Source organism: Gilliamella sp. wkB195 (assembly GCF_001690445.1).
GTDB lineage: Bacteria > Pseudomonadota > Gammaproteobacteria > Enterobacterales > Orbaceae > Gilliamella > Gilliamella apicola_E.
On sequence record NZ_LZGP01000011.1, the window covers coordinates 251,415 to 276,318 of the forward strand.

The 24,904-nt window shown below is 34.6% G+C and carries 24 protein-coding genes; 10 read left to right on the forward strand and 14 right to left on the reverse strand.

Annotated elements, in window-relative coordinates; translation table 11 throughout:
* Position 1 precedes the first annotated feature (1 nt).
* Positions 2 to 1,072, reverse strand: a complete 1,071-nt coding sequence (mltC, locus tag A9G08_RS03260; protein ID WP_065562304.1) for a membrane-bound lytic murein transglycosylase MltC — start codon at positions 1,070 to 1,072, stop codon at positions 2 to 4.
* 9 nt (positions 1,073 to 1,081) lie between these two features.
* Positions 1,082 to 1,351, reverse strand: coding sequence for an oxidative damage protection protein (locus tag A9G08_RS03265; protein ID WP_065562305.1), 270 nt, complete (start codon positions 1,349 to 1,351; stop codon positions 1,082 to 1,084).
* Between the two features lie 200 nt (positions 1,352 to 1,551).
* On the opposite strand from A9G08_RS03265, the gene A9G08_RS03270 reads away from it, so the two are divergent.
* The 3 genes from A9G08_RS03270 (at position 1,552) to A9G08_RS03280 (ending at position 4,441) form a co-directional block, all read left to right on the forward strand.
* On the forward strand, positions 1,552 to 2,763 hold the full coding sequence (locus tag A9G08_RS03270; RefSeq protein ID WP_065562306.1) for an aspartate aminotransferase family protein: 1,212 nt from the start codon (positions 1,552 to 1,554) through the stop codon (positions 2,761 to 2,763).
* Between the two features lie 67 nt (positions 2,764 to 2,830).
* Positions 2,831 to 3,442: a ribosome biogenesis GTP-binding protein YihA/YsxC gene (yihA, locus tag A9G08_RS03275; protein WP_065562307.1), complete on the forward strand. Its 612-nt coding sequence runs from the start codon at positions 2,831 to 2,833 to the stop codon at positions 3,440 to 3,442.
* A 12-nt stretch (positions 3,443 to 3,454) separates the two neighbouring features.
* Positions 3,455 to 4,441 (forward strand): serine/threonine protein kinase, encoded by a 987-nt coding sequence (locus tag A9G08_RS03280; protein WP_065562308.1) that lies wholly within the window; start codon positions 3,455 to 3,457, stop codon positions 4,439 to 4,441.
* Between the two features lie 89 nt (positions 4,442 to 4,530).
* Here A9G08_RS03280 and A9G08_RS03285 read toward each other — a convergent pair whose 3' ends face one another.
* Complete coding sequence (locus A9G08_RS03285; RefSeq protein WP_065562309.1) at positions 4,531 to 4,827, reverse strand: GIY-YIG nuclease family protein; 297 nt, start codon at positions 4,825 to 4,827, stop codon at positions 4,531 to 4,533.
* Positions 4,828 to 5,322: 495 nt separating this feature from the next.
* Between A9G08_RS03285 and A9G08_RS03290 the strand changes: the two genes are divergently transcribed.
* The 7 genes from A9G08_RS03290 to A9G08_RS03320 all read left to right on the forward strand — a co-directional run bounded on the left by A9G08_RS03290 (position 5,323) and on the right by A9G08_RS03320 (position 12,749).
* Complete coding sequence (locus A9G08_RS03290) at positions 5,323 to 6,027, forward strand: lipopolysaccharide core heptose(II) kinase RfaY (protein WP_065562310.1); 705 nt, start codon at positions 5,323 to 5,325, stop codon at positions 6,025 to 6,027.
* A gap of 189 nt (positions 6,028 to 6,216) precedes the next feature.
* Entirely contained in the window at positions 6,217 to 6,795 is a 579-nt protein-coding gene (locus tag A9G08_RS03295) for a hypothetical protein (protein WP_065562311.1), read from the forward strand.
* A gap of 99 nt (positions 6,796 to 6,894) precedes the next feature.
* Positions 6,895 to 7,338: a hypothetical protein gene (locus A9G08_RS03300; RefSeq protein WP_065562312.1), complete on the forward strand. Its 444-nt coding sequence runs from the start codon at positions 6,895 to 6,897 to the stop codon at positions 7,336 to 7,338.
* Positions 7,339 to 7,779: 441 nt separating this feature from the next.
* Positions 7,780 to 9,075, forward strand: a complete 1,296-nt coding sequence (locus A9G08_RS03305) for a 2-hydroxycarboxylate transporter family protein (protein ID WP_065562313.1) — start codon at positions 7,780 to 7,782, stop codon at positions 9,073 to 9,075.
* A gap of 113 nt (positions 9,076 to 9,188) precedes the next feature.
* Positions 9,189 to 10,349, forward strand: a complete 1,161-nt coding sequence (locus A9G08_RS03310; protein ID WP_065562314.1) for an NAD(P)-dependent malic enzyme — start codon at positions 9,189 to 9,191, stop codon at positions 10,347 to 10,349.
* A 107-nt stretch (positions 10,350 to 10,456) separates the two neighbouring features.
* Complete coding sequence (gene dcuS / locus A9G08_RS03315) at positions 10,457 to 12,073, forward strand: DcuS/MalK family sensor histidine kinase (RefSeq protein WP_065562315.1); 1,617 nt, start codon at positions 10,457 to 10,459, stop codon at positions 12,071 to 12,073.
* A 4-nt stretch (positions 12,074 to 12,077) separates the two neighbouring features.
* Positions 12,078 to 12,749, forward strand: coding sequence for a response regulator (locus A9G08_RS03320; protein ID WP_065562316.1), 672 nt, complete (start codon positions 12,078 to 12,080; stop codon positions 12,747 to 12,749).
* A gap of 53 nt (positions 12,750 to 12,802) precedes the next feature.
* Here A9G08_RS03320 and yfbR read toward each other — a convergent pair whose 3' ends face one another.
* The 11 genes from yfbR to mraY form a co-directional block, all read right to left on the reverse strand.
* Positions 12,803 to 13,396, reverse strand: a complete 594-nt coding sequence (gene yfbR / locus A9G08_RS03325; RefSeq protein WP_065562317.1) for a 5'-deoxynucleotidase — start codon at positions 13,394 to 13,396, stop codon at positions 12,803 to 12,805.
* Between the two features lie 81 nt (positions 13,397 to 13,477).
* On the reverse strand, positions 13,478 to 14,422 hold the full coding sequence (gene lpxC / locus A9G08_RS03330; protein ID WP_065562318.1) for a UDP-3-O-acyl-N-acetylglucosamine deacetylase: 945 nt from the start codon (positions 14,420 to 14,422) through the stop codon (positions 13,478 to 13,480).
* 37 nt (positions 14,423 to 14,459) lie between these two features.
* Positions 14,460 to 15,593 (reverse strand): cell division protein FtsZ, encoded by a 1,134-nt coding sequence (gene ftsZ, locus A9G08_RS03335; protein WP_370632624.1) that lies wholly within the window; start codon positions 15,591 to 15,593, stop codon positions 14,460 to 14,462.
* Positions 15,594 to 15,685: 92 nt separating this feature from the next.
* The gene (ftsA, locus tag A9G08_RS03340; RefSeq protein ID WP_065562320.1) at positions 15,686 to 16,939 is read right to left on the reverse strand and encodes a cell division protein FtsA; all 1,254 of its coding nucleotides are present in this window, start codon (positions 16,937 to 16,939) and stop codon (positions 15,686 to 15,688) included.
* A gap of 21 nt (positions 16,940 to 16,960) precedes the next feature.
* Complete coding sequence (locus A9G08_RS03345; RefSeq protein WP_081299464.1) at positions 16,961 to 17,794, reverse strand: FtsQ-type POTRA domain-containing protein; 834 nt, start codon at positions 17,792 to 17,794, stop codon at positions 16,961 to 16,963.
* Between the two features lie 14 nt (positions 17,795 to 17,808).
* The gene (locus tag A9G08_RS03350; RefSeq protein ID WP_065562321.1) at positions 17,809 to 18,717 is read right to left on the reverse strand and encodes a D-alanine--D-alanine ligase; all 909 of its coding nucleotides are present in this window, start codon (positions 18,715 to 18,717) and stop codon (positions 17,809 to 17,811) included.
* A 2-nt stretch (positions 18,718 to 18,719) separates the two neighbouring features.
* Entirely contained in the window at positions 18,720 to 20,168 is a 1,449-nt protein-coding gene (murC, locus tag A9G08_RS03355) for a UDP-N-acetylmuramate--L-alanine ligase (protein ID WP_065562322.1), read from the reverse strand.
* A 97-nt stretch (positions 20,169 to 20,265) separates the two neighbouring features.
* Complete coding sequence (gene murG / locus A9G08_RS03360) at positions 20,266 to 21,312, reverse strand: undecaprenyldiphospho-muramoylpentapeptide beta-N-acetylglucosaminyltransferase (RefSeq protein ID WP_065562323.1); 1,047 nt, start codon at positions 21,310 to 21,312, stop codon at positions 20,266 to 20,268.
* The gene (gene ftsW, locus A9G08_RS03365) at positions 21,312 to 22,463 is read right to left on the reverse strand and encodes a cell division protein FtsW (protein ID WP_065562324.1); all 1,152 of its coding nucleotides are present in this window, start codon (positions 22,461 to 22,463) and stop codon (positions 21,312 to 21,314) included. The genes murG and ftsW overlap by 1 nt, the downstream gene beginning before the upstream one ends.
* Complete coding sequence (gene murD / locus A9G08_RS03370; protein ID WP_065562325.1) at positions 22,460 to 23,794, reverse strand: UDP-N-acetylmuramoyl-L-alanine--D-glutamate ligase; 1,335 nt, start codon at positions 23,792 to 23,794, stop codon at positions 22,460 to 22,462. The genes ftsW and murD overlap by 4 nt, the downstream gene beginning before the upstream one ends.
* A gap of 23 nt (positions 23,795 to 23,817) precedes the next feature.
* Entirely contained in the window at positions 23,818 to 24,900 is a 1,083-nt protein-coding gene (mraY, locus tag A9G08_RS03375) for a phospho-N-acetylmuramoyl-pentapeptide-transferase (protein ID WP_065562326.1), read from the reverse strand.
* Positions 24,901 to 24,904 lie beyond the last annotated feature (4 nt).

The window sequence follows — 24,904 nt, forward strand, 5'->3', positions numbered from 1 at the left end:
TTTATTTATTATCTAGAATTCTACTAACTTTGATAAGATAATTTCGTGACTCTTGAGAAACATGTGAAGTCACTAATTTGCGATAAACTTGTTGAGGTGTCATGGAGTTAATTATATTGATCGCCTCATTTCGGTCATCAGAAAAAGTACGTAATACACTTCCAGCCCCACCATTATAAGAGGTGATCATTGCATATCGTAGTGATATTGGATTATTTATGCCTGCTAAATACTTCGTTTTTAGTAAAGATAAATAGGCAGTTCCCATATCAACATTATTACGAGGGTCAAGTAAAAACTGACGACTCGGTTCACCTGGTTTTCCACGCAACTTGAAGATGTCTCGACCAGCAGTATGTTGTTGTACTTGCATTAATCCTAATGCATCTGTACGACTTACCGCAAATGGGTTAAATGCTGATTCAACTTCCATAATAGCTAAAATCAATCGTTCATCAATAAAGTAACGATTTGAGGCTTCAGTCACTAAAGGTAAGAATTTTCTTGCACGTTGATTAATGTGGTTTGGAACAAGTTTGATTTCAACATAAGTGATTTTATGAGCTCCAGAAGAGCGTACTTTTAAATTATTGGCAAGCAAATAATCGGCAAAGCTATTTGCCCTACCACTCCAACGAATTGGTTGTCTTTCTTGATCAAGAACCTGGTTATATAAAAAAGGTTCTTGTGATAAATCCTGACTTATTTTATCTCGCCTGATAATATCAACAGGTTCTGGCATAAGTAATGTAGATACAATTGCGTCCTTCAAATTATTGATTGGTGTATCAGATAAAGTTTCAATGGTAATTATCCCAGAAACAAAATTGATATGAACTCGAGTTTGTAGATTATCTTCATATTGAACATAATCTTTAGGACCAGCAATAAGAACCTCTTTAGGTCCCCAGATTTGTTCTATATTATTAGCGTACTGACTTATTAAAATATTAAATGCATTAGTATCTTTTATATAATAGTCTTCATCAGTTTTTTTGTTATTTGAGCCAGGACAGGCTGTTAATAAACTTACTGAAATGAGTAATGTTAGAATTTTAAAATTGTTTTTCATTGTAATCTCTCAATTTTCAGGTTTATATCCATCAATAACCACATCTTCACCTTCAAACAAAAACTTTATCATTTCGGTTTCAATTTTTTTACGATGTTCTAAATTCATCATATTAAGCTTATTTTCATTAATTAACATTGTTTGCTTCTTAAGCCATTCTTGCCATGCTATTTTAGAAATTTCATTATAAATACGCTTGCCTAGCTCTCCTGGGTAAAGCTGAAAATCTAGACCTTCGGATTCTTTTTTTAAATAATGGCAATAAATAATACGACTCATATTTATTCCTATTTTATTAACGATTATTAATTAATCGCTAATTATACCCGAAAATAATTGCAGAAAAGAATAAAATATACAAAATATCCAACTTTTTTAAATGAATATAAATTCAGTATTTATGAATAAATATTTACTTTACTATCTTTATAAATAACATAAAATAGAAAAATACTGTTAGATAAGATAAGGATCGTATAATGCAGCCAGAAATAACACGAGAACTGTTTGACAAAGTAATCCTACCCGTTTACTCACCAGCTAAATTTATACCTATTAAAGGGAAAGGTAGTAGAGTATGGGATCAGCATGGTGAAGAGTATATCGATTTTGCAGGAGGGATTGCGGTTAACGCGCTTGGTCATTGCCATCCTAGGCTAATTAATGCCTTACACCAACAAAGTGAACAATTATGGCATGTAAGTAATGTTTTTACCAATGAACCGGCTTTACGCCTTGCCCAAAAAATTATTAATAATACCTTTGCTCAGCGCGTTTTCTTTGCTAATTCAGGCGCTGAAGCAAATGAAGCTGCTTTCAAATTAGCAAGATACTATGCGGCTCAAAAATATACTCCTTATAAAACTAAAATTATCTCGTTTTATCAATCGTTTCACGGTCGCACCTTTTTTACAGTATCAGTGGGTGGACAAGCTAAATATTCCGATGGTTTTGGTCCTAAACCTGCTGATATTATTCATGTCCCTTTTAATGATTTAAATGCCGTTAAGGCAGTAATGGATGATCATACGTGTGCAGTGGTGTTAGAACCAGTACAAGGAGAAGGTGGATTAAACGCAGCAACACCAGAATTTTTGAAAGGTCTGAGAGCACTTTGCGATCAATATAAAGCTTTATTGATCTTTGATGAAGTTCAATGTGGAATGGGGAGAACGGGTACTTTATACACTTATCAGCAATATGACGTGGTTCCAGATATTTTAACTTCAGCAAAAGCACTTGGCGGAGGATTCCCTATCAGTGCAATGTTAACAACCGATGACATAGCATCAGTAATGCACCCAGGTGTTCACGGCACGACTTATGGTGGAAACCCTCTTGCTTGTGCTGTTGGTTGTGAGGCATTTGATATTATCAACACACCTGATGTACTTCAAGGCGTTCAAAAACGCCGAGCAATCTTTATTGAACAACTAGAAAATATAAATGATAAATTCAAAGTATTTCGAGAATACCGTGGTAAAGGACTACTTTTAGGTGCTGAATTACAACCAGTGTTTCATAATAAAGCACGTGACTTCTTGAATGTTGCCTCCGAATTTAAAGTAATGATCCTTAATGCAGGACCAAATGTGCTTCGTTTTACCCCTTCGCTAATTATATCTGAAGACGAAATAAACGAAGGAATGAACCGACTTAGCAAAGCAGTCGAAAAAGTTGTCAATTCCTAAGTTTTTCTATACAGTAACGGCATTTTAAGTGATTAAGTGCCGTTAATGCACTTAAAGGACATTTTTTATGACCGACATTCGACCATTAAACTATGCTAAAACGCATTTTATTTTAAGTGCTCCCGATATTTCACATTTACCAATTGATAGTGGCGTTGAAGTTGCCTTTGCCGGCAGATCTAATGCCGGTAAATCAAGTGCACTTAACACATTAACCAATCAAAAATCTTTAGCAAGAACTAGTAAAACACCGGGACGAACGCAACTTATTAACCTATTTGAAGTGGAAGAAAATTGTCGTTTAGTCGATTTACCGGGCTATGGTTATGCACAAGTTCCGGAAGCGATTAAACGCAAATGGCAAAAATCATTAGGCGAATATCTGCAAAAACGAGAAAGCTTAAAAGGCTTAATTGTATTAATGGATGTTCGGCATCCGCTTAAAGATCTCGACCAACAAATGATTGAATGGGCTGTATCAGTTGATATTCCTGTTATGCTACTGTTAACTAAAGCCGATAAACTCGCTTCAGGCGCATTAAAAAAACAGGTTAACATGGTTAAAGAAGCTATCTTACCTTTTCAAGGTGATATTACTGTTGCACCGTTTTCATCGCCAAAACGTATCGGCTTAGAGCCTTTGAAACAGAAATTAGACCAATGGTTCAGCCAGCAATAAAGGAACGCTAAAATGGATAGTTCAGCCTTTTCATTTCAATCATTATCACCCGACGTTATTTTTGCTAGTTTGGCAACCGTTGGTATTCGGGTTGATTCCGGGCTGACTGCTTTAAATAGTTATGAAAATCGTGTCTATCAATTTTCTGATGAGGATCGCATACGATATGTCGCCAAATACTATCGCCCTTATCGTTGGAATCAGGCACAAATTCTTGAAGAGCATCAATTTACTAAGCAACTATCAGAAGCTAATATTCCTGTCGCTGCACCATTAACCTTTAATGGTCAGACTTTGCATGAATATGAAGGCTACCTATTTGCTCTGTTCCCAAGTGTAGGAGGACGGCAATATGAAAGTGATAATATCGAGCAAATGGAATCGGTAGCCACTTTGCTGGGACGTATTCATCAAATTGGTGCAAAACAACCTTTTATTTATCGCCCCACAATTGGACTGGAAGAATATCTTTATCAGCCTAAAGAAGTTTTGTTAACCTCTAATTTGATCCCTAAGAAAATCCATGACGAACTCAAGACCAGTTTAACCCACTTAATACAGATTGTTGAGCAGCATTGGCATACCGATTGGCAACCAATTCGCCTTCATGCTGATTGCCATGCGGGTAATATATTATGGCGTGATAGTGCCATGTTTGTCGATTTTGATGATGCACGTAATGGACCAGCGATTCAAGATATTTGGATGTTACTCAATGGCGATCGAAAAGCGCAACAATTGCAACTTGATAGCATTCTTGAATGCTATCAAGAGTTTTATAATTTTGATATGAACCAACTGAGTTTAATTGAACCACTTAGAGCAATGAGAATGGTGCACTACCTGGCTTGGATAGTTCAGCGTTGGCAAGACCGAGCTTTTCCAATCGCATTTCCTTGGATAATCGATGCTGATTTTTGGTATCAGCAATTAGCTGAATTTAATCGGCAAAGTCAAGCCATTAAAGCGCCACCGCTACAATTGATGTCAATGTTTTAAATTGAGCAGTATCAAGAATAAATTACGCCAAATAACCTCTATTGCAAATCAGGACAATAATATCATTCAATATTCTGCAATTGAGCAAATCATCGATTGATCAAAGTTAATAAATTCACTAAGTCGGGGGCGTTTGCCACCAGTTGCTCTTTTTTCTGTTTAGAAAGCTGTTTTATACGATACTCAAGTTTCAATGCGGTTGATCTGTCACCTACACTGATTTGATAAACAACGGTTAAATTATGATGCCCTTTAAGGTGTTTAGCTCCTTTACCATTTTGATGCTGGCGTAAACGCCTGGCGACATCAGTTGTGATACCGGTATATAAAGAGTGTTTAGCCGTTCTGATAATATACAAAATCCAAATAGCAGAATGATTACCCATAACCAAATTTAAAACGTAGATGTAATTTAGATGGATATAATACGCTGTTTAACCAATTTAATCAGTAAAGTCCTGTTCTATTATTAGAGATGATCGGTTTGGTAGATCGACATCTTTGTCAAAGAGCCACATTAATGTCATATCATCCTTTTTATATTTGACAATGCTAATACAAGGATTTAGCCTAATTTGTATAATTCTATCAACTGATAACAATAAACTCATTTGTATTTAATCGCTAAGCTAAATTGCATAATAGAGTAAAGATTGATTTAACTTTATTGACAATAAATACACTGAGACATAGCAAAAATGCTTTTGTAGTAAACGTTACTTGCCCGCTTTTTGCCAATTTTATGTAAAATAAACATCAGCTAACTAGTAACCAATATTTTTTCGCACGCATCACCTGTTAATATTGACTGTTTCATTTACTTTAAGCTTGATAGTGTTTAAGATAAACTCATTTTTTGATGTATCTTAGGACTTTAAAACTTGAATAACTTTGCAAACATTATTGAAATCGAGCGCGGCAATATGAAGTTCGCTTACGTACAAAATGATGAGATAAATTATTTGGAACTTTTTGACCAATTTTTGGCCGAAGAAGGACATCATGAGCTACTCGATCCAAGTGATAAAATTGAGAGATATACTTATCTAATTAATCACAATCAATCTAAATTTATTTTCAAAATAGATGGCGGTGTTGAGCATCGTTTAGAACGTCGACTTATTGCTAAAATAACTGGTGATTTTTATTTTAATCTAATCCGTAAGCTAGCTAAAATTTCGTTGGATAAATGCGATATCGCTTATGAACTCTATTTAGTTGCTTTTGATAAGACCACCAATCGCCACTATATGATCTTTAATTTTTTAGAAGGACGCTCATTAACATGGGATGAAATGCGTGAATATGGAGAGCAAGTTAAAGCATGTATTGAAAAACTGCATAGTTATAATCTTGTTTCAAACGATGTTCACGGTGGTAACTTTATTTTAACTCCAGAGGGTAAAATCAAAGCAATCGACTTAACTAACTCCGGTTTTATTTGGTTAACTAAAGCCAATGATGCAATCGAATTACGTGAACGCTTTGGTATTAAAATTAATGTTCCTTTCATGGCTATGGCAATTAAAAAATTTACTCACGGATTTAAACGTTTATCGCGTAAAATTCGCGGTAAAGAAGATTAATAAATTAAATGAGAGAAAGACAAGCTTCTCTCATTTTATTGCAAATAAATATAATTAATTCAATACATTAAATCATACATTTTAATACTTTTCAGCTCTAAAAAATATTTAAATCCTTCTGTTCTAAATACTGGTAAATACTTTTATAACCGTTTAGAATAAAACTAATCATGCAAAGAAGGATGAGTTATGAGAAAGTTAATTGGTTTTACTGTTTTAGTTGCGTTACTAACTGGTTGTTCTTCTCAGAAGATGTTGTCAATCTATCAAACAGAAGGTGTAGAAATTACTCAAAACACGTTTGGTGAGGATATCATAAATAAATACAGTACTTCACGACCTATCCTTCATTCTTCATTATCACTCTGTATTGCACAAGAACTTGATAATAGACCAGTAGTTTTGAACCGTGAAAACTATTTAAGTTCGGCATGGTGGCCATATTATAATATGCCTTCTCAACAAGCAATTACGATAAATGGTGGTGATACTATCAAATTAGTTGAAGGTAATAATGTTGTTGCTAACGCTGTTACCAATTATCAATCACAATCTAAATACTTTGTTAGTTATACATTAACCGCTACTCGCAATGCCAAAAATATCCGTTATCTATTTAGCAATATCAAACAAGCTCAACAATATACTGGTTCTATTGGCAATGAAGGGTTTGAAAATGTAAAAACCTTAGAAAGAGCCCACCCAGATTTAGTTATTGATGCACTCAATAAAGAGGTCGATAAAATTCAAGCTTGTTTATTACATTAATACTGCATCCTCAAAAAAATTACAGTTGAGGAACGGGGGTTTTGAATCTAAAATTGATACAAAATTCTTATCACAACATTTTAAAAAGTAAAACTCATCATGAAAAAAATTCTTTTTTTATTCTTGCTTCCATTTTTTTGCTTTGCACAAAATGACATAAATGACTTTTGGAAAAATGATCTTTGGCAAATTAATAAAGTAGTAAATCATGAATTGGATTTATTTGAGTTATCCAATCCCCCCGCTGAAAGATTACATATAAGTTCGGATGGAACGAAATATATTTACGGTAACTCGCTAACTTTTAATACTAATGGTACTTTCTTATCAAAATACTCTGCCTGGTGTGGTAACGATTGTTTTACCCGTTCAGAAGGTACTTTTGAAAAAATTGATGAAACACATCTTCGATTACAAATCAATTTATTCCATCGTTCTGGCGACTGTGAAGGCGTAGAAGATAAAACAGTTCGAGATTTAGGAACCTTTGAAATTAAACCAACTGAAAATGGCTATCAATTAGTTAAATTAAAGGATGAGTGAAGACTAGCTATAAAATAATAAACTAAGAAGCTAATAAGCAAGTAATATCCTTCTTTTCAGTATATTAATTAAACTAACTCCTTAATTTATTATTCCCTAAATTATTTGTTATCTATTAGATAAACAATACAAAAATTGTTGATTCATTGATGTATAAAAAAAGTTGAGGAGCGGGGTTTTTTAAGTCTAAAAATAGTCAAAATTTGACATCAATCCATTCTTTAATTAGATAACTGATAAAAGTCTTTCTAATAAATTAGTCATTACTAATTCTTCCATTTTAAAGGTGACTTTGTCATAAAAACCTATATAAATCAATCATAAAACTATTAAGATACTTACATTAGTTACAAAACTAGTTAGTTAACTTTCTTATTCTTCTGATTTCTTTCTGCATAACTATACTGCATATGTGCTATAAAAAAATAAAGAGGTTTAGTTATGAGTATGTTACAAGATATAAAAGAAAACAAAATGTATATAGGTTCACTTCCCCTCCCCATATTTTTAGTTTGTTCGATTATCGTTATTATTGCTGCACAATTAGATATGCTACCTAAAAGCCTTATTGGTGGTTTTGCTGTGATATTACCTTTAGGTTGGTTTTTAGGCACTGTCGGGCAGAATATTCCATTTTTCAAAAAATTTGGGGCGCCTGCCATTTTGTCACTTATCGTTCCTTCATTATTGGTTTACTACAACGTTTTTGATGAGAATACTTTATCAGCAACAAAGATGTTAATGAAAGACTCTAACTTTTTACTCTTTTATATCGCCAGTTTAGTGTGCGGTAGTATTCTTGGTATGCATCGAGTTATTTTAGTTCAAGGCTTTATTCGAATGATGATTCCGATGCTATTAGGTATGTGTTTAGCTGCGTTTGTTGGCGTCTGTGTCGCCGTAGCTTTTGGTGATGATTGGGAGCACGCCTTCTTTTATACAGTTTCACCAGTAATGGCAGGAGGAATTGGTGAAGGTGTTTTGCAACTTTCCAATGCCTACAGCAATATCCTTAATCAAGATTATAATGTTTTTGTTAGCGCATTAATTCCTGCAACTGTTGTAGGTAACTTTTTTGCAATCACTTTTACGGCGATTATGAGCCGAATTGGTGAAGTTAAACCTCACTTAAGTGGGCACGGTCAATTAGTAAAAATTGAATTTGATGGCTTAGCTGAAGCGTTAAAAGATGATAAGACACCTCTTGATGCTCGTGCAATGAGTGGCGCAGTTATGATTTTAGCTACACTATTTATCTTCGGTATGATTTTAGAAAAAGTAACTCATTTCCCTGGTCCTGTTTTAATGATTATTGCTACCGCTGTAGTTAAATATTTTCGTTTATTACCAGCGAGTGTCGAACGAGGAAGCCAACAATGGTACAAATTTATCTCAGGCAACTTTACCTTTCCATTAATGGCAGGACTTGGTCTACTTTATATAGATTTAAATAGCGTAGTTAAAGTATTAACTATCCCATACTTTATTACCATTATCTCTATCGTCTTCACTGTTTCAATGACAGGATTTGTTTGTAGCTTCTTCTTAAAAATGTATCCAGTTGAGGCATCTATTATTTCATCTTGCCAAAGTGGAATGGGTGGAACTGGTGATGTAGCAATACTTTCAACAGCCAACAGAATGAACTTGATGCCTTTTGCTCAAGTTGCAACACGATTAGGGGGAGCTTTAATGGTGATATGCACCACGGCACTGATGCGTTATTTACATATGTAGTTTTATAAACATTAAAGAATGAATTAGAAGTTTTAAAAGCAGTTTGAGATAAATATTGGTTTGATCTCAAAAAATATTAAATATAGTTTTAAGTATTTAAAAAGGTAAGCATTATGACAACAGTACAAGAAAAAGCGTTAGCAATCAGTAAACAAATGCACGGTAAATTTGAAACCCACTCGAAAGTCCCTGTTAATTCAATGGCAGATCTTAGTGTTGCTTATACACCAGGAGTTGCGGCAGTTTGCACAGAAATTGCTAAAAATCCCGATTCAGTTTATGAATATACCAGTAAACGTAATTTAGTTGCGGTTATCACTGATGGTTCAGCTGTTTTAGGGTTAGGAAATATTGGGCCAGAAGCAGCAATTCCAGTAATGGAAGGCAAGGCAATTTTATTTAAACAATTTGCAGATGTTGATGCAATACCTTTATCAATTAATACTCAAGATCCAGATGAGTTAGTTAAACATATAGCAGCATTAGCGCCCTCATTTGGCGGTATCAATCTAGAAGATATTAGTGCACCAAGGTGTTTTGAGATTGAAAAACGATTACAAGAATTATTAGATATTCCTGTATTCCATGATGATCAACATGGTACAGCAATCGTTGTATTAGCAGCGCTTTATAATGCACTTAAAGTTGCAGGTAAGTCGATCGAATCGGCCAAGGTGGTGATTAACGGTGGCGGAGCAGCTGGTTTAGCAATTGCCGATATGTTATTAGCCGCTGGAGTAACCGATCTTAAAATTGTCGATAAGATTGGTATTTTATCCGAAGATGATCTTTCTTTACCACCTCACCATTTGGCCATGGCGAAGAGAACCAATAAGAACAAACAAAAAGGTACATTACAAGATGCGGTTAAAGGTGCTGATGTGTTTATTGGTGTTTCAGCCCCAGGAGTATTAAAAGCAGATTGGGTTAAAACGATGGCAGAAAAATCAATTATTTTTGCTATGGCAAATCCAACACCAGAAATATTCCCAGACGAAGCTAAAGCAGCTGGTGCTTATATTGTCGGTACTGGGCGTAGTGATTATCCGAATCAAATTAATAATGTTTTAGCATTCCCTGGCATATTTAGAGGCGCTTTAGATGCTAGAGCAAAAAATATTACATTGGCCATGCAGCTTGCAGCAGCAAAAGGATTAGCCAATATCATTACACCTGACAAACTATCAATTGATTGTATATTGCCAAATGCATTTGAACCTAATGTAGCCAAGGTGGTTGCTGAAAGTGTAAAAAATGCAGCAAATAATCTTTAATAGTCGATTAAATTAGCTAAAAACCTGCTAATACGAAATTTATTAGTAGGTTTTCCTCCCTAATAAGTTATGATAGTAAGTGATCGCTTTTTATACAGTAAATGAGAATGAGATATTTATTTAATAAATTACCACTCAAAGTTAAGTTAATAAGCCTGATTTGCTTAGTGTTTATACTTTCAGTTATTGCACAAAATATTTATATTGTTCATGTAGTGAATAACGAATATCTTATCAACTCTCGCCAACGAGTTGAGAATATCGCAAATATTATCTCTACATCACAAAGTATCATTGACGAAATACAAAATCCAACACCACAAAATATTGCTTCCATTCAAAAAACAACAGAACAATCCAGAGTATTAACACAAACTGATTTTATTGTGATATTTAATATGCAAGGCGTTCGATATTCGCATCCCGATGAAAATAAAATAGGTCAAACTATAGTCGGTGGAGATGAACAGCGCGCATTAAATGGTGAGTCCTATACTTCAATTGCGAAAGGCACATTGGGAGATTCTGTTCGGGCATTTAAGCCAATTATGAATGATAAAGATCAACAAATTGGTGTAGTTTTAGTTGGTCAGACCTTGCAAAAAATTAATCATTTAGCCTCAAGAACAAGTCAGCCGATTTGGCTATCCTTGTTTGCTTCATTATCGATAGCTATTCTTTTGGCCTATTTGTTATCTCGCAATATAAAGAAAATTTTATACGGCCTTGAGCCAGTTGAAATGGCGCAGCTATTTGCTGAGCGAAATGCTATTATCCGAACGGTAAAAGAAGGTATTGTGGTTATCAACCGAGATGGATTAATTACACAGATCAATGATGAAGCAATTAGAATTTTGCGCATAAAAAAAGATAAAGAAAATATTATAAGCTTACCTATTGGTGACTTTATTCCAAATACTCGACTGCACGAAGTGATGATGAGTGGAAAAGCTGAATATGATTGTGAACAAAATATTAATGGGGTGGTGATACTAACCAATCGAACTCCATTATTTGTTAATGATATTTTAGTTGGAGCTATTGCTTCATTTAGAGATATGACAGAAGTACGTAGATTGGCAGAAAATTTAACAGGAGTTAATCGTTATGCCGATGCTTTACGTTCACAATCTCATGAGTTTAATAATAAATTACATGTTATTTATGGGTTAGCCTTTAATGACAATAAATCTGAATTAATTGATTATCTTGAAGAAATTATTGGCAATCAACAAGCGGAATCTAAACTTGTTAGTCAATATATTAAAGATCCAATTATTGCAGGATTTTTAAATAGTAAATTTAGCCGAGCACGTGAGCTAAATGTGACATTAACGTTTAATATTGATGGTATTTTGGCACCAATAACAGATACATCTGTGACACATGGTTTAGTTACAATACTTGGTAATTTAATTGATAATGGACTTGATGCAGTACAATTTTTAGATGATAAGCAGATAAAGGTGAGTTTAGTTATTGATAATTCTAATTTTCAGATTGAAATCAATGATAATGGTGAAGGTATTTCTGAAAATGATATTCAATATATTTTTCAAAAAGGCTATTCGACAAAGGGCGATAATCGTGGTTTTGGGCTTTATTTAGTGTTAGCTAGTATTGATGAGTTAGATGGGCAAATACAATTATGTGATTCTGATAATAAAAAAGGGACTTGCTTTAAGGTATTATTACCATTAGAAGAGATTTATAGGAAAAAATAATCATATGGTAGAAGTTTTAATTGTTGAAGATGATCCGATGGTAGCAGAGCTCAATAAAAAATATTTGCAAATGCTTCCTGGTTTTAATTTAGTGGCAACTGTTACTAATGGAGAACAAGCGCTACATTTTATCCATGATAATCATATTGATCTATTGTTGCTTGACGTTTTTATGCCAAAACTAAATGGTCTTGATCTGTTAAAATATATTCGAATTAGTTACCCTAAAATAGATATTATTATGGTAACCGCCGCATGTAATACCAATGATATCCAAACCGCATTACGTTTAGGAGTCATTGATTATATTGTTAAACCCTTTACTTTTGAGAGATTTCGTACGGCTTTAATTTCATATCAAGAACGGATTCGCCTATTATCATCTTCCGAAATACTAAACCAGAATCAATTAGATGATCGAATTTTCACTAAAAACTTTAATACTACAAATAGATTACCAAAGGGAATCGACTCACAAACTTTACAATCTGTTCGAGATGTTATTGTTAACTATCAACAAGATTTCTCTATGAGCGATATTATCGAATTGATTCCTTTATCTAGGATATCGGTTAAGAAATATCTTGATTATTTAGAAGAGTTAGGAGAAATAGAAAGCCATTTGACCTATTTACCAATTGGCCGTCCAGTAAAACGTTATATTTATCAAAAATAGTTTATTTAGTTTGTTATTAATTGTGCTGTAAATGATTACTAAGTTAACTAAAACTATTCATCCATTGTAATTTCATCTAATGATAAGCTGAAACTTGGGACAAATACATCTAAAAAATAATCCATTTCTGGAGTATTACGATCTGATAATGTTTTTTTTAATCGTTGTTCTGCTAACCTAAACTCATTATTACCCGCACTAAGCTCTTCAATTGTTTTAAGATATGCACACAAAGCATCTGCTTGTTTTACAATGCTTTTTTCATCTTCATCATAATAATCGTCATCAATTAGTGTTTTAAAGTCATCTTGTAACTCTTTTGGCAACATATTAATGAGTTTATTTTGAGCTATTTTTTCAATCTTTTTGTATTCAGATGTGATCTGTGGGTTGTAATATTTAGTCGGTGTTGGTAAATCACCCGTTAATACTTCTGATGCATCATGATACATAGCCAGTAATGCTATGCGTTCAGGGTTAACATTACCATTAAATCGTTTGTTTTTAATTATCGCTAAAGCATGTGCAACAAAAGCAACTTGAAGGCTATGTTCTGATACATTTTCAGTTCTCACGTTACGCATTAAAGGCCAACGATTAATTAGTTTTAAACGCGATAAATGAGCAAAAAAATGGCTGTTATTCATTATGATTATCTCATTGATTCTAAAATAAAAAACGCCTCCAAATCGGAAGCGTTAGTAAATTTATAATACGATTTTAATGACTTATGCTAAAACAAGCTGTCTTGTACCTAAAGCAACAGGAACATTTTGTTCTTCATCAAAGGTGACATATTCCCAAGCATCTTGTTTAGCTAATAACGCTTGCAATAGTTGGTTATTTAAAGCGTGACCTGATTTATAACACACTACTTCACCAATCATATTATGGCCACTCATGTATAAGTCACCAATGGTATCTAGCATTTTATGACGTACAAATTCATCTTCAAAACGAAGACCATCTTCATTAAGAACTTTATAATCGTCAACAACAATTGCACAATCTAAGCTACCGCCTAAACATAATCCTTTAGATTGTAATGCTTCAATATCTCGCATAAATCCAAACGTTCTTGCACGACTGATTTGACGAATAAAAGACTCTGAAGAAAAATCCAATTGGTAACGTTGTGAACTGTTATCAATAGCTGGATGACGAAAATCAATAGTGAAATCTAATCGAAAACCACTATATGGTCTTACTTCTGCCCATTTATCACCATTTTCGACACGAACAGTTTCTTTAACTCGTATGAATTTTTTCAGCGCATTTTGCTCAGTAATTCCAGCATCTAATAATAAGTAAACGAATGGGCTTGCACTTCCGTCCATAATTGGGATTTCGGGCGCATTTACTTCAATAATAATATTATCTATACCGAGCCCAGCTAATGCAGAATTGATATGTTCAACAGTTGAAATACGAACATTATCTTCATTAACCAAACAGGTACAAAGCATTGTATCACGCACAGATTTTACATCCACAGGAAAATCAACATACGGATTTAAATCTGTACGGCGATAAATAACACCTGTGTTCTCTGGCGCAGGACGTAAAGTCAAAGTAACTTTTTTGCCAGTATGTAAACCGACACCAGTTGCTTGAATTGTCTTTTTTAAGGTTCTTTGTTTCACTTCGCACCTACTCTTTTTATTCGCTTCCATTATCCATTAGACAATAAGAAATCAAATAAGTTCAATACTAATTAGCCTGCTTACGGATAAAAGCAGGAATATCTAAAATTTTATGTTCTTCCATTGGAGAAACCGCTGGTTCATTAACAACTTTAGGCATTGGTTCCTCTTGTTGCTGTGGCAAATGATTTGTTTGACCAAATAATGATCCATGTGATGTAACTGGTTTATTAATTTTAACTTCTGGACGTTTATCCATACCAATACCAGTTGCAACCACTGTCACACGAATTTCATCAGACATGTCTGGATCAAATGTAGTACCAACAACCACAGTTGCATTGTCAGAAGCAAAAGCTCTAACAGTACTACCAACAGTTTCAAATTCTTCTAAACCAAGATCAAGACCAGCTGTAACATTAACTAACACGCCACGTGCACCCGATAAATCAATATCTTCAAGTAACGGGCTTGAAATAGCCATTTCAGCAGCTTCTTCGGCACGGTTATCACCACTCGCACGACCAGAACCCATCATAGCGTAACCCATTTCGGACATTACTGTTCTAACGTCGGCAAAGTCAACGTTGATATGACCTGGTTTGGTAATTAATTCAGCAATACCTTGTACTGCACCTTTTAAAACACCATTAGCAGCAGCAAAAGCATCTAATAGCTTAACGCCTCGACCTAATACTTTTAATAATTTATCATTTGGAATTGTGATAAGAGAGTCAACGTGTTTAGCTAACTCAGCAATACCTTGCTCAGCAAAAGCCATACGTTTTTTACCTTCAAATCCAAAAGGTTTTGTAACAACAGCTACAGTTAAAATACCGAGTTCTTTAGCAATTTCTGCAACGACTGGAGCTGCACCTGTTCCTGTTCCGCCACCCATTCCGGCTGCGATGAATACCATGTCGGCACCCTCAATCGCACTACGAATAACATCACGATCTTCTTCTGCTGAATTCCTTCCCACTTCTGGATTAGCTCCAGCACCAAGTCCTTTGGTCACATTATTACCGATTTGGATAGTTTGACCAACTTTAATTCTTTTCAATGCTTGTGCATCAGTATTTGCTGCAAAAAACTCAACGCCTTCAATATGTTCAGCAATCATATGCTCAACAGCATTACCGCCGCCGCCACCTACACCAATAACTTTAATGACTGCTGCTGGCTCATCATCCGCAACCATAGGCTCAAACATAACTTATCTCCAAATTTACGATCTAACAACATTGTACAGATAACCAGCTACAATGTCTACGAAGTTATTAAATATATTAGCTAAAATTCTTTTTTAAACCAACCGGTCAATCTTTTAGCTATCCCTTTCAATGATGATTTATTGCTATCTTTAGTATCATCATTTAATAAACTTTGTTTTCCATAGTGCAATAAGCCTACGGTTGTAGAACAATAAGGCTTTTGCACATAATCAGTTAATCCTGAAATATTCAAAGGTTGTCCAATACGAACTTGATTTTGAAAAACTTTTTCAGCACATTCAACCATGCCTTTAATTTGAGCTGCTCCACCAGTTAAAACAATCCCTGCTGCCAACTGATATTTCACATTTTGTTTCTTAAGTTCATCTTGTAACACTAGTAATTCTTTTTGGACTAAAGATAAAAGTTCTGAATAGCGTGGTTCTATTACATCTGCTAATGTTTGTCTTTGTAATGAGCGTGATGGTCGTCCTCCAACACTCGGCACATCAATAACTTCATCTTTACCAACTAATGAACCGACAGCACAACCATAACGAATTTTGATATTTTCAGCATCCATTGGTGGTGCACCAAATGCATAAGCGATATCACTAGTAACAACATTGCCAGCATAAGGAATAACTACCGAATGACGTAATGCACCACCTGTATAAACAGTAACATCCATTGTTCCGCCACCGATATCAATAACACATACACCTAATTCTTTTTCATCATCAGTCAAGACTGCATAGCTAGAAGCCAACCCAGAGAAAATAAGTTGATCAACTTTTAAACCACAACGTTCAACAGCCTTAACGATATTTCTTGCCATATCATTATGACAGGTGACCAAATGAACTTTGGCTTTCATTCTTACACCAGATAATCCGATAGGATTTTTAATGCCTTCTTGTAAATCAATTGAATACTCTTGAGCAATAACGTGCAAAATACGATGTTCATCTAATATTCGAACGGACTTAGCTGTATGAACTACGTTTTCGACATCTTCTGCAGTAACCTCTTCATCAGCAATTGGCACCATACCTATTTCATTTTGACAACGAATGTGTTTACCAGATAGGCTTAAATAAACAGAAGATATTTGGCAATCAGCCATTAATTCAGCTTGGTCAACTGCTCGTTGGATTGATTTAACAACTGATTCAAGGTCATTTACACCACCTTTATCAACGCCTTTCGATGGACAATGTCCAACACCTATAATATTGACCACACCATCAGGAAGCACTTCACCGACAAGGGCAAGTACTTTGGATGTGCCAACTTCAAGTCCAACAACCAATTTTTTCTCTGTTGCTTTCATACTTAAGCCTTTATTTATTCCTTATTGCGATATTTTTTCTCGTTGTACTGCGATGCCGTTTTCATAACGCAAATCAGCAGCCGTTATTTTTTCATCAGCTGGCATTCTAGACTGAATTTCAGGAAATAATTTAATAAATTGTTGATAGCGTTGTTCTATTTTTTCACTACCAACTATCAATTTTATATCCTGACTTTCAGAACATAAATCAGCTGTACATTGTTTAATCAGCAATTGCCAAGCATTACGTTCATCAGCTATAGCTGCTTTAATTTCTGATGCAAACTTGTTATTAGCTAACTTTCTAGAAATTTCTTCTAGCTTAAAATACGTTTCTAATATTGTTTTTGCTTTACCTTCAGGGCCATATATCCTAGGTAATTGCAATTCACCCAAACGATCTAATGGCACACTAAATACATTGCCAGCATTATCAAGTAGATATAAATCATTCCAGTAAAATGCAGGTTTGTATTCTTCAATATAAACAATCAACCTATCCGGCCATTGCTTACGGATACTAGCTTGTTTAACCCAAGGGTATCGCATTATTTCTTGTTGAATATCGTCAACATCCTGTCCTATATAGGTATTTGGCAATCCTAAACCTAATATTGCTTGTCGAAGATCATCTTCAGTTGTGTAAGTATACTCTCCACTTAAAGTCAATTGTGATAAAACCATCTGATCTGGATCTTCCATCCAGTTCTTAACACAATTGATAGCCCAGGCACTAATACAAATAATTATAATAAAGAACAAAAAACCTATCATTTGTTCTGAATTACGAAAAACAAGCAACCTTCTTCTATTTTGATGTTCTCGTTTGTGCGCTGCTTGTCGGACTTTTTTCATAAAAATAAAGCCAATTATATGGTTGCTAATTGTAAAATACGTTTAACCAATTCACTAAATGACCATCCGTATTCTTTTGCTGCCATTGGTACCAAACTATGGTCTGTCATGCCTGGAGCAGTGTTTACTTCAAGTAAATATGGTTTTTCATTATTATCAAACATAATGTCCACTCTACCCCAACCTCGGCAACCAACCGCTTTATAAGCATCTAAAGCTAATTTACGAATCTCTTGTTCTTTTTCATCAGATAATCCGCTTGGACAGAAATATTGGGTTTTATCTGACAAATACTTTGCATCATAATCATAAAAATTGGTAGCAGGCTTAATGTAAATTGCTGGTAAAACCTCATCACCAACTATCGCAACGGTAAACTCAGGGCCAGATAAAAACGATTCAACCATTACGGTATTATCATATTTGAATGCAACATCAATAGCAGCTTTTAATTCTTCTGCCTTATCAACTCTTGTCATACCAACACTTGAGCCTTCATGGCTTGGTTTAACAAATAATGGTAATCCAAGATTTTTAACAATATTTTCAATGTCAATTAATTGCGATTTTTCAACCATAACGTAATCAGCAACAGGTAAACCAAGTGATTTCCAAACTAGTTTTGTTTTTAACTTATCCATGGTTAAAGCTGATGATAAAACATCACTTCCGGTATAAGGAATGTCTTGATAAGTTAAAATAGCTTGGGTAATACCATCTTCGCCACCTCGACCATGTAAAATAATAAAAGCTTTAGTAAACCCTTCTTGCTTCAAATTTGTTATACAATGATCTTTAGTATCGATAAGATGAGCATCAATACCATTTTCTTGTAACCCTGAAAATACTGCTTTACCTGATTTTAGGGATACTTCTCGTTCAGCAGAGGTCCCACCATACAACACAGCAACTTTATCAACCATTATTATAAAACCTCTTTTGAAAATAGTTGGCTACTGGCTAACTGACGGGCAACTCGGCCAACGCTTCCAGCACCTTGAGTTAATAACAAATCCCCACCTTGTAATAATTCTTTCATTATTTCAGGTAGAAGATCTAAATCAGAAACATAAATTGGATCAACTTTTCCACGATTACGAATTGAACGGCAAAGTGATCGACTATCTGCGCCTGCAATAGGCTGTTCACCAGCAGAATATACATCTAACATAACTAACGCATCAACTTGAGAAAGAACCTGCGCAAAATCATCAAATAAATCACGAGTACGCGTAAATCTATGTGGTTGAAATAACATCACCAATCTACGGTCAGGCCAACCATTTCGAGCTGCCTGAATTGTGGCATTAACTTCGCTTGGATGATGTCCGTAATCATCAACCATCATAATATCTTTTCCATTTCCATCAGGAAAAATACCTAATAGATCGAATCGACGGCTAGTTCCAGCAAATTTTGCTAAAGCTTGTATAATTGAATTATCATCAATACCATCTTCAGTCGCAGCAATAATTGCTGCTGCTGAGTTTAAGGCATTATGTTTGCCAGGTGCATTTAATTCAATTTCTAAATCGTTATGATCTGGGCGACATACTGTGTAGTAACTAACGCCTCTTTCCTGACGATAATTTTTAATAACAACATCGGCTTCTTCACTAAAACCATAAGTGATAATTTTACGACCAACAATCGGTAACAATTCACGATTAATAGGATCGTCATAACACATAACAGCTAATCCATAAAAAGGAAGATTACGTAAAAAGGAAATAAAGGTTTGTTTAAGATTCTCAACACTTCCTTGATAAGTATCCATATGATCAGGTTCAATATTAGTTACTATAGATACCATAGGCTGTAAGTGTAAAAATGAAGCATCACTTTCATCGGCTTCTGCAATAAAATATCGACTACTACCTAATCTAGCATGGGTTCCTGCTGCTTTAACCAAACCACCATTTACAAAAGTTGGATCGAGTTTAGCTTCTGCATAAATAGCAGTTACCATTGCTGTGGTAGTCGTTTTACCATGGGTTCCTGCAATAGCTATACCATATCGAAAACGCATTAATTCGGCTAACATTTCAGCTCGTTGAATTACAGGAATACGAGCTTCTCTAGCTGCAACGACTTCTATATTATCTTGAGAAATCGCTGATGAGATAACAACAACACTTGCACTAAGAACATTTTCAGCAGCATGTCCGATAACAATCTTTGCGCCTAATGTTTCTAAATGTTGTGTTACTGCATTTTCAGCAATATCAGAACCGCTAATTTGATAGCCTTCATTAGCAAGAACTTCAGCAATCCCTCCCATTCCGGCACCGCCAATACCCACAAAATGGATATGTTTGACACGTTTCATTTCTGGAATGATTGCTCTTAATTCAGCTAATTCCTTAGTATTCACTATTAAACCCCTGGTTAATTATTTATTAAGTAAAGTCATTTTTTGCTCTCAAACAGAACTTAACAAAACTGTTACTTAAAATTATAAATAAAATTCGTTATTTTACCACTGAAATCAGTGTTTCTGCCACTCTTTCTGTCGAATTTATAATGGATAAACTTTTCGCTTTTACAGCCATTTCAACTAATTCTTGTCGACTTAGGTTTGAAAGTAATTGAAATAATGAATCAACATTAAAATCAGGCTGTTCAATAATCTTAGCAGCATCAATATCAGCTAAAGATTTTGCATTCCAAAATTGCTGGCGATCTTTATGCATAAAAGGAACAAAAATAGCACCAATACCAACAACTTCTATTTCACTCACAGTTAATGCACCGCTTCGACAAATAACTATATCAGCCCAACTATAGGCTTCTTTAACATCACTAATAAATTCTGTTACTTGGTTAATGTTACAGTTCTGATAAGATTTAATTACATCATCTAACATTCCTTTGCCCGTTTGATGCCAAACAATAAATTTATCAGACAATTTTGAAATTGCTTGAGGAACAACAGTATTGATTACTTTGGCGCCTTGACTACCACCCATAACCAAGACTCTAATAGGGCCTTGTCTATTTCTGAGTCTTTCACTGGGTTCTTCAATTGTTAATAAGTCACTACGAACTGGATTACCAACCACTTCGGCATTTTTAAATGCTGTTGGAAAAGCTTGTAAAACTTTAGTTGCAATTTTAGCCAAATATTTGTTTGTTAATCCCGCAATGCCATTTTGTTCATGTAGTACCACTGGAATACCTAAACTTTTGGCAGCTATTCCACCAGGCCCTGAAACATACCCGCCCATACCTAAAACAACATCAGGACGATACGCTTTTAAAATTTTCCTAGCTTGTAAAACAGCTTTCAATATTTTATAAGGCGCTTTTAATAATGCTAGTTTACCTTTGCCACGTAGTCCTGATATTTGAATAAAGTCTATTTCAATTCCATTTTCAGGCACTAACTGTGCCTCCATACGATCAGCTGTACCTAACCATCTTACTTGCCAACCTTGTTTCATTAAATGATGAGCAACAGCAATACCAGGGAATACATGCCCACCAGTACCACCAGCCATGACTAATAACTTTTTCATTATTTAATTGACCTTATTCTTGCTTGAGCTTGTTGTTGTCTAAACTCAAAATCTATTCTTAGTAATATTGCAACTGCAATACTCATTACAATAAGGCTTGAGCCGCCATAACTAATAAATGGCAAAGTTAAACCTTTTGTAGGTAACATACCGGATGTTACACCAACATTAACAAAAGTTTGAAAACCAAACCAAATGCCGATTTCACAAGCCAAATAGCCTGAAAATTGAGATCCTTCGTTTAACGCCCGATATCCTATAGCTAATGCTTTAAATGTTAGAAAGAAAAGTAATAACAACAAAGCTACGACACCGATATATCCATACTCTTCTGAAATAATTGAAAAAATAAAATCAGTATGACATTCAGGTAGATAGCGTAATTTAAAAATAGAATTACCAATTCCTTGTCCAGTTATACCACCATTACCAATAGCCATTAATGAAGCAACAAGCTGATAACCGGCTCCAGTGGCATCTTGCCATGGATCAAGGAATGTCATTAAACGTGTCAAACGGTAAGATTCATATAAAATAAGGCAAGCAACTGCACCAACCCCAGTTAGTAAAATGGCAATAAATTGCCATAATTGTGCACCAGCAATAAATAAAATGCCAATTGTGACCATGAATAATACAATCACCGTACCTAAGTCAGGCTGTTTTAGTAATAAAATTGATAAAACAGCCATCACCACCATAGGTTTAAAAAAGCCCCAAAATCCGTTTTGAACTTCATCTGATTTACGAGCTAGATAACCTGCTAAAAATAGAAATAATGATAATTTAGAAAGCTCAGCTGGTTGAAAATTAAAAACACCTAACGGAATCCAACGCGACGCACCATTAATTGAAGAACCGATCCCCAAAACCACTATCAGCATAATAATTGAAATAATTAATAAAACTGATCCAAATTGTTGCCAACGTTGCATAGGAATATATAAAGCTATACACATTAAAAATAGCGACATTCCAATTTGGATTAACTCGCGTTGGGTATAAAAGAAAGGAGCACTTTCACTAAATGCCATTGATGAGGATGTCACCATAATTAAACCAAATATCATTAAACCAATCACTGTCCAAAGCAACTGGTTATCGAAAGGAATATTTGGATTTACTTGTTTTCTTATCCAAAAGAATGTCATTTTTCACCCCTTTGAGTATACTGCTTAGCAAGTTGTGCAAAAAGATTTCCGCGCTCAATGTAATTTTTAAACTGATCTAAACTTGCACAAGCAGGCGAAAGCAACACCACGTCTTTTGGTGCTACTTTTTTAGCTATACATTCAATAGTTTCAGCCATCGTTTCTGTAATCGTTGATATATTAGGCGCTAAATTAGCAAGTAAATTTCGATCTCGTCCAAAACAGAAAATTTCAATATTTCTATCTTTTAAATAAGGAATCAAAGGTGAAAAGTCTGCTGATTTTCCATCTCCACCTAGCAATAAAAACAATTTTCCATTACATATAACACTATTTAAAGCAGCTTCTGTGCTACCTACATTTGTTGCTTTAGAGTCATTAATCCATTTTACCCCATTACTCTCAAATACTAACTCAAAGCGATGAGGTAACCCCTGAAAATTAGCAATAGTTTTCAAACTTGAATCACGATCAATGTTTAAACTATCGGCAATAGCTAATGCTGCTAATGCATTCAAATAATTATGACATCCAATTAATTTCATTGCGTTAGTCGCTAGGACTGGCTTTTGTTGTGCAATCAAGTATTCATAATTATCATCTAAATGATAATCTCCAGCCTTTATCCCAAATGAAACACAGTGGTGATGATTATTCTTTGGTTTAGTTAATTTATCATCATGATTAATTACACAACATTTTGCATTGTGATAAATGCGTTGCTTAGCTTCAGCATACTGCATTAAACCAAGAGGATAACGATCCATATGGTCTTCGGAAATATTCAATATTGTTGCCACAGAAGCTTGTAAGCTTGATGTTGTTTCTAACTGAAAACTCGAAAGTTCTAACACATAAATATCACAATCTTGTTTTAATAGTGAAAGAGCAGGTTCACCGATATTGCCACCTACGCCAACTTTTAATCCAGCCTCTTTGACAATATCCCCAACCAATGTAGTAACGGTTGTTTTACCATTTGCCCCTGTAATAGCAATAATTTTTTTATTTCTATCTTGATTAACTTCACGACAAAAAAGCTCGACATCACCAACAATCTCAATACCTTTTTCAGCGGCTTTTTGTAATTCAGGTGTAGATAATGCAATACCAGGACTGGCAATAATCAGATCTGCATCAAATAGCCAGTCTATATTTAGATTTCCTAAATGATAAATAACACGATCATCTAATTGCTCTAATCCTGAAGGAGATAAACGTGTATCAATCACTTTCGGTATAACATTCTGAGCAAGAAAATAGTCAACACACGAAAGTCCTGTTATCCCTAATCCGATAATAACAACTTTTTTACCTTGATAGTCAACCATGATGCAATCCTACTCTATTTTATTTAACGTAATTTCAAGGTTAATAAACCAATTACGACTAACATCAATGAAATAATCCAAAACCGAACAATTACTCTTGGTTCTGGCCAACCTTTTAATTCATAATGATGGTGAATTGGTGCCATTTTGAAAATTCGTTTACCTCTTAATTTGAACGAACCTACTTGTAAAATTACGGATAAAGTCTCTATAACAAAAATTCCACCCATTACTAATAATAAAAATTCTTGTCTCAGTAGTACTGAGATAATCCCAAACACACCACCTAAAGCTAACGAGCCTACATCACCCATAAAAACCATCGCTGGATAGGTGTTAAACCATAGAAAGCCAAGACCTGCACCAATGATTGCAGTACAAACAATCATTAGTTCGCCACTAAATTTGATATATGGAATATGTAAATATGCAGCAAAGTTAACATTACCTGTCGCCCAAGCAACAAGAGCAAAACCAGCAGCTACAAACACAGTTGGCATAATTGCTAGGCCATCTAAACCGTCAGTAAGATTTACTGCATTACCTGCACCAACAATAACCACATAAGTCAGTAAAATGAACCATAACCCTAATTGCGGCATAACATCTTTGAAAAAAGGAACAACTAATACTGTTACGGAACTATCTTTCCCATATGCATAAAGACCAAAAGCCACAATTAATGCAATAACTGACTGCCAAAAATATTTCCACCTAGCAATTAAACCCGCAGTATTTTTACGGATAACTTTTAAATAATCATCAGCGAAACCAACAAGACCATAACCAAGTAAAACAAATAAGGTTACCCAAACATAAGGATTTCGTAGATCTGCCCATAGAAAAACAGAAAACGAAATAGATGCTAAAATAAGCGTTCCACCCATTGTTGGTGTTCCCTTCTTACTTAAATGAGATTCAGGACCATCGTGGCGAATAACTTGACCAATTTGTAATTTTTGAAGCCAATCAATTACTTTTTGCCCCATAATTAACGAAATTGCCAATGATGTTAATAACGCAAGAATAGCCCTTACCGTTAGATAAGAAAAAACATTAAAAAAAGTAAAATATTTAACTAAATATTCTGATATCCACACCAACATAATT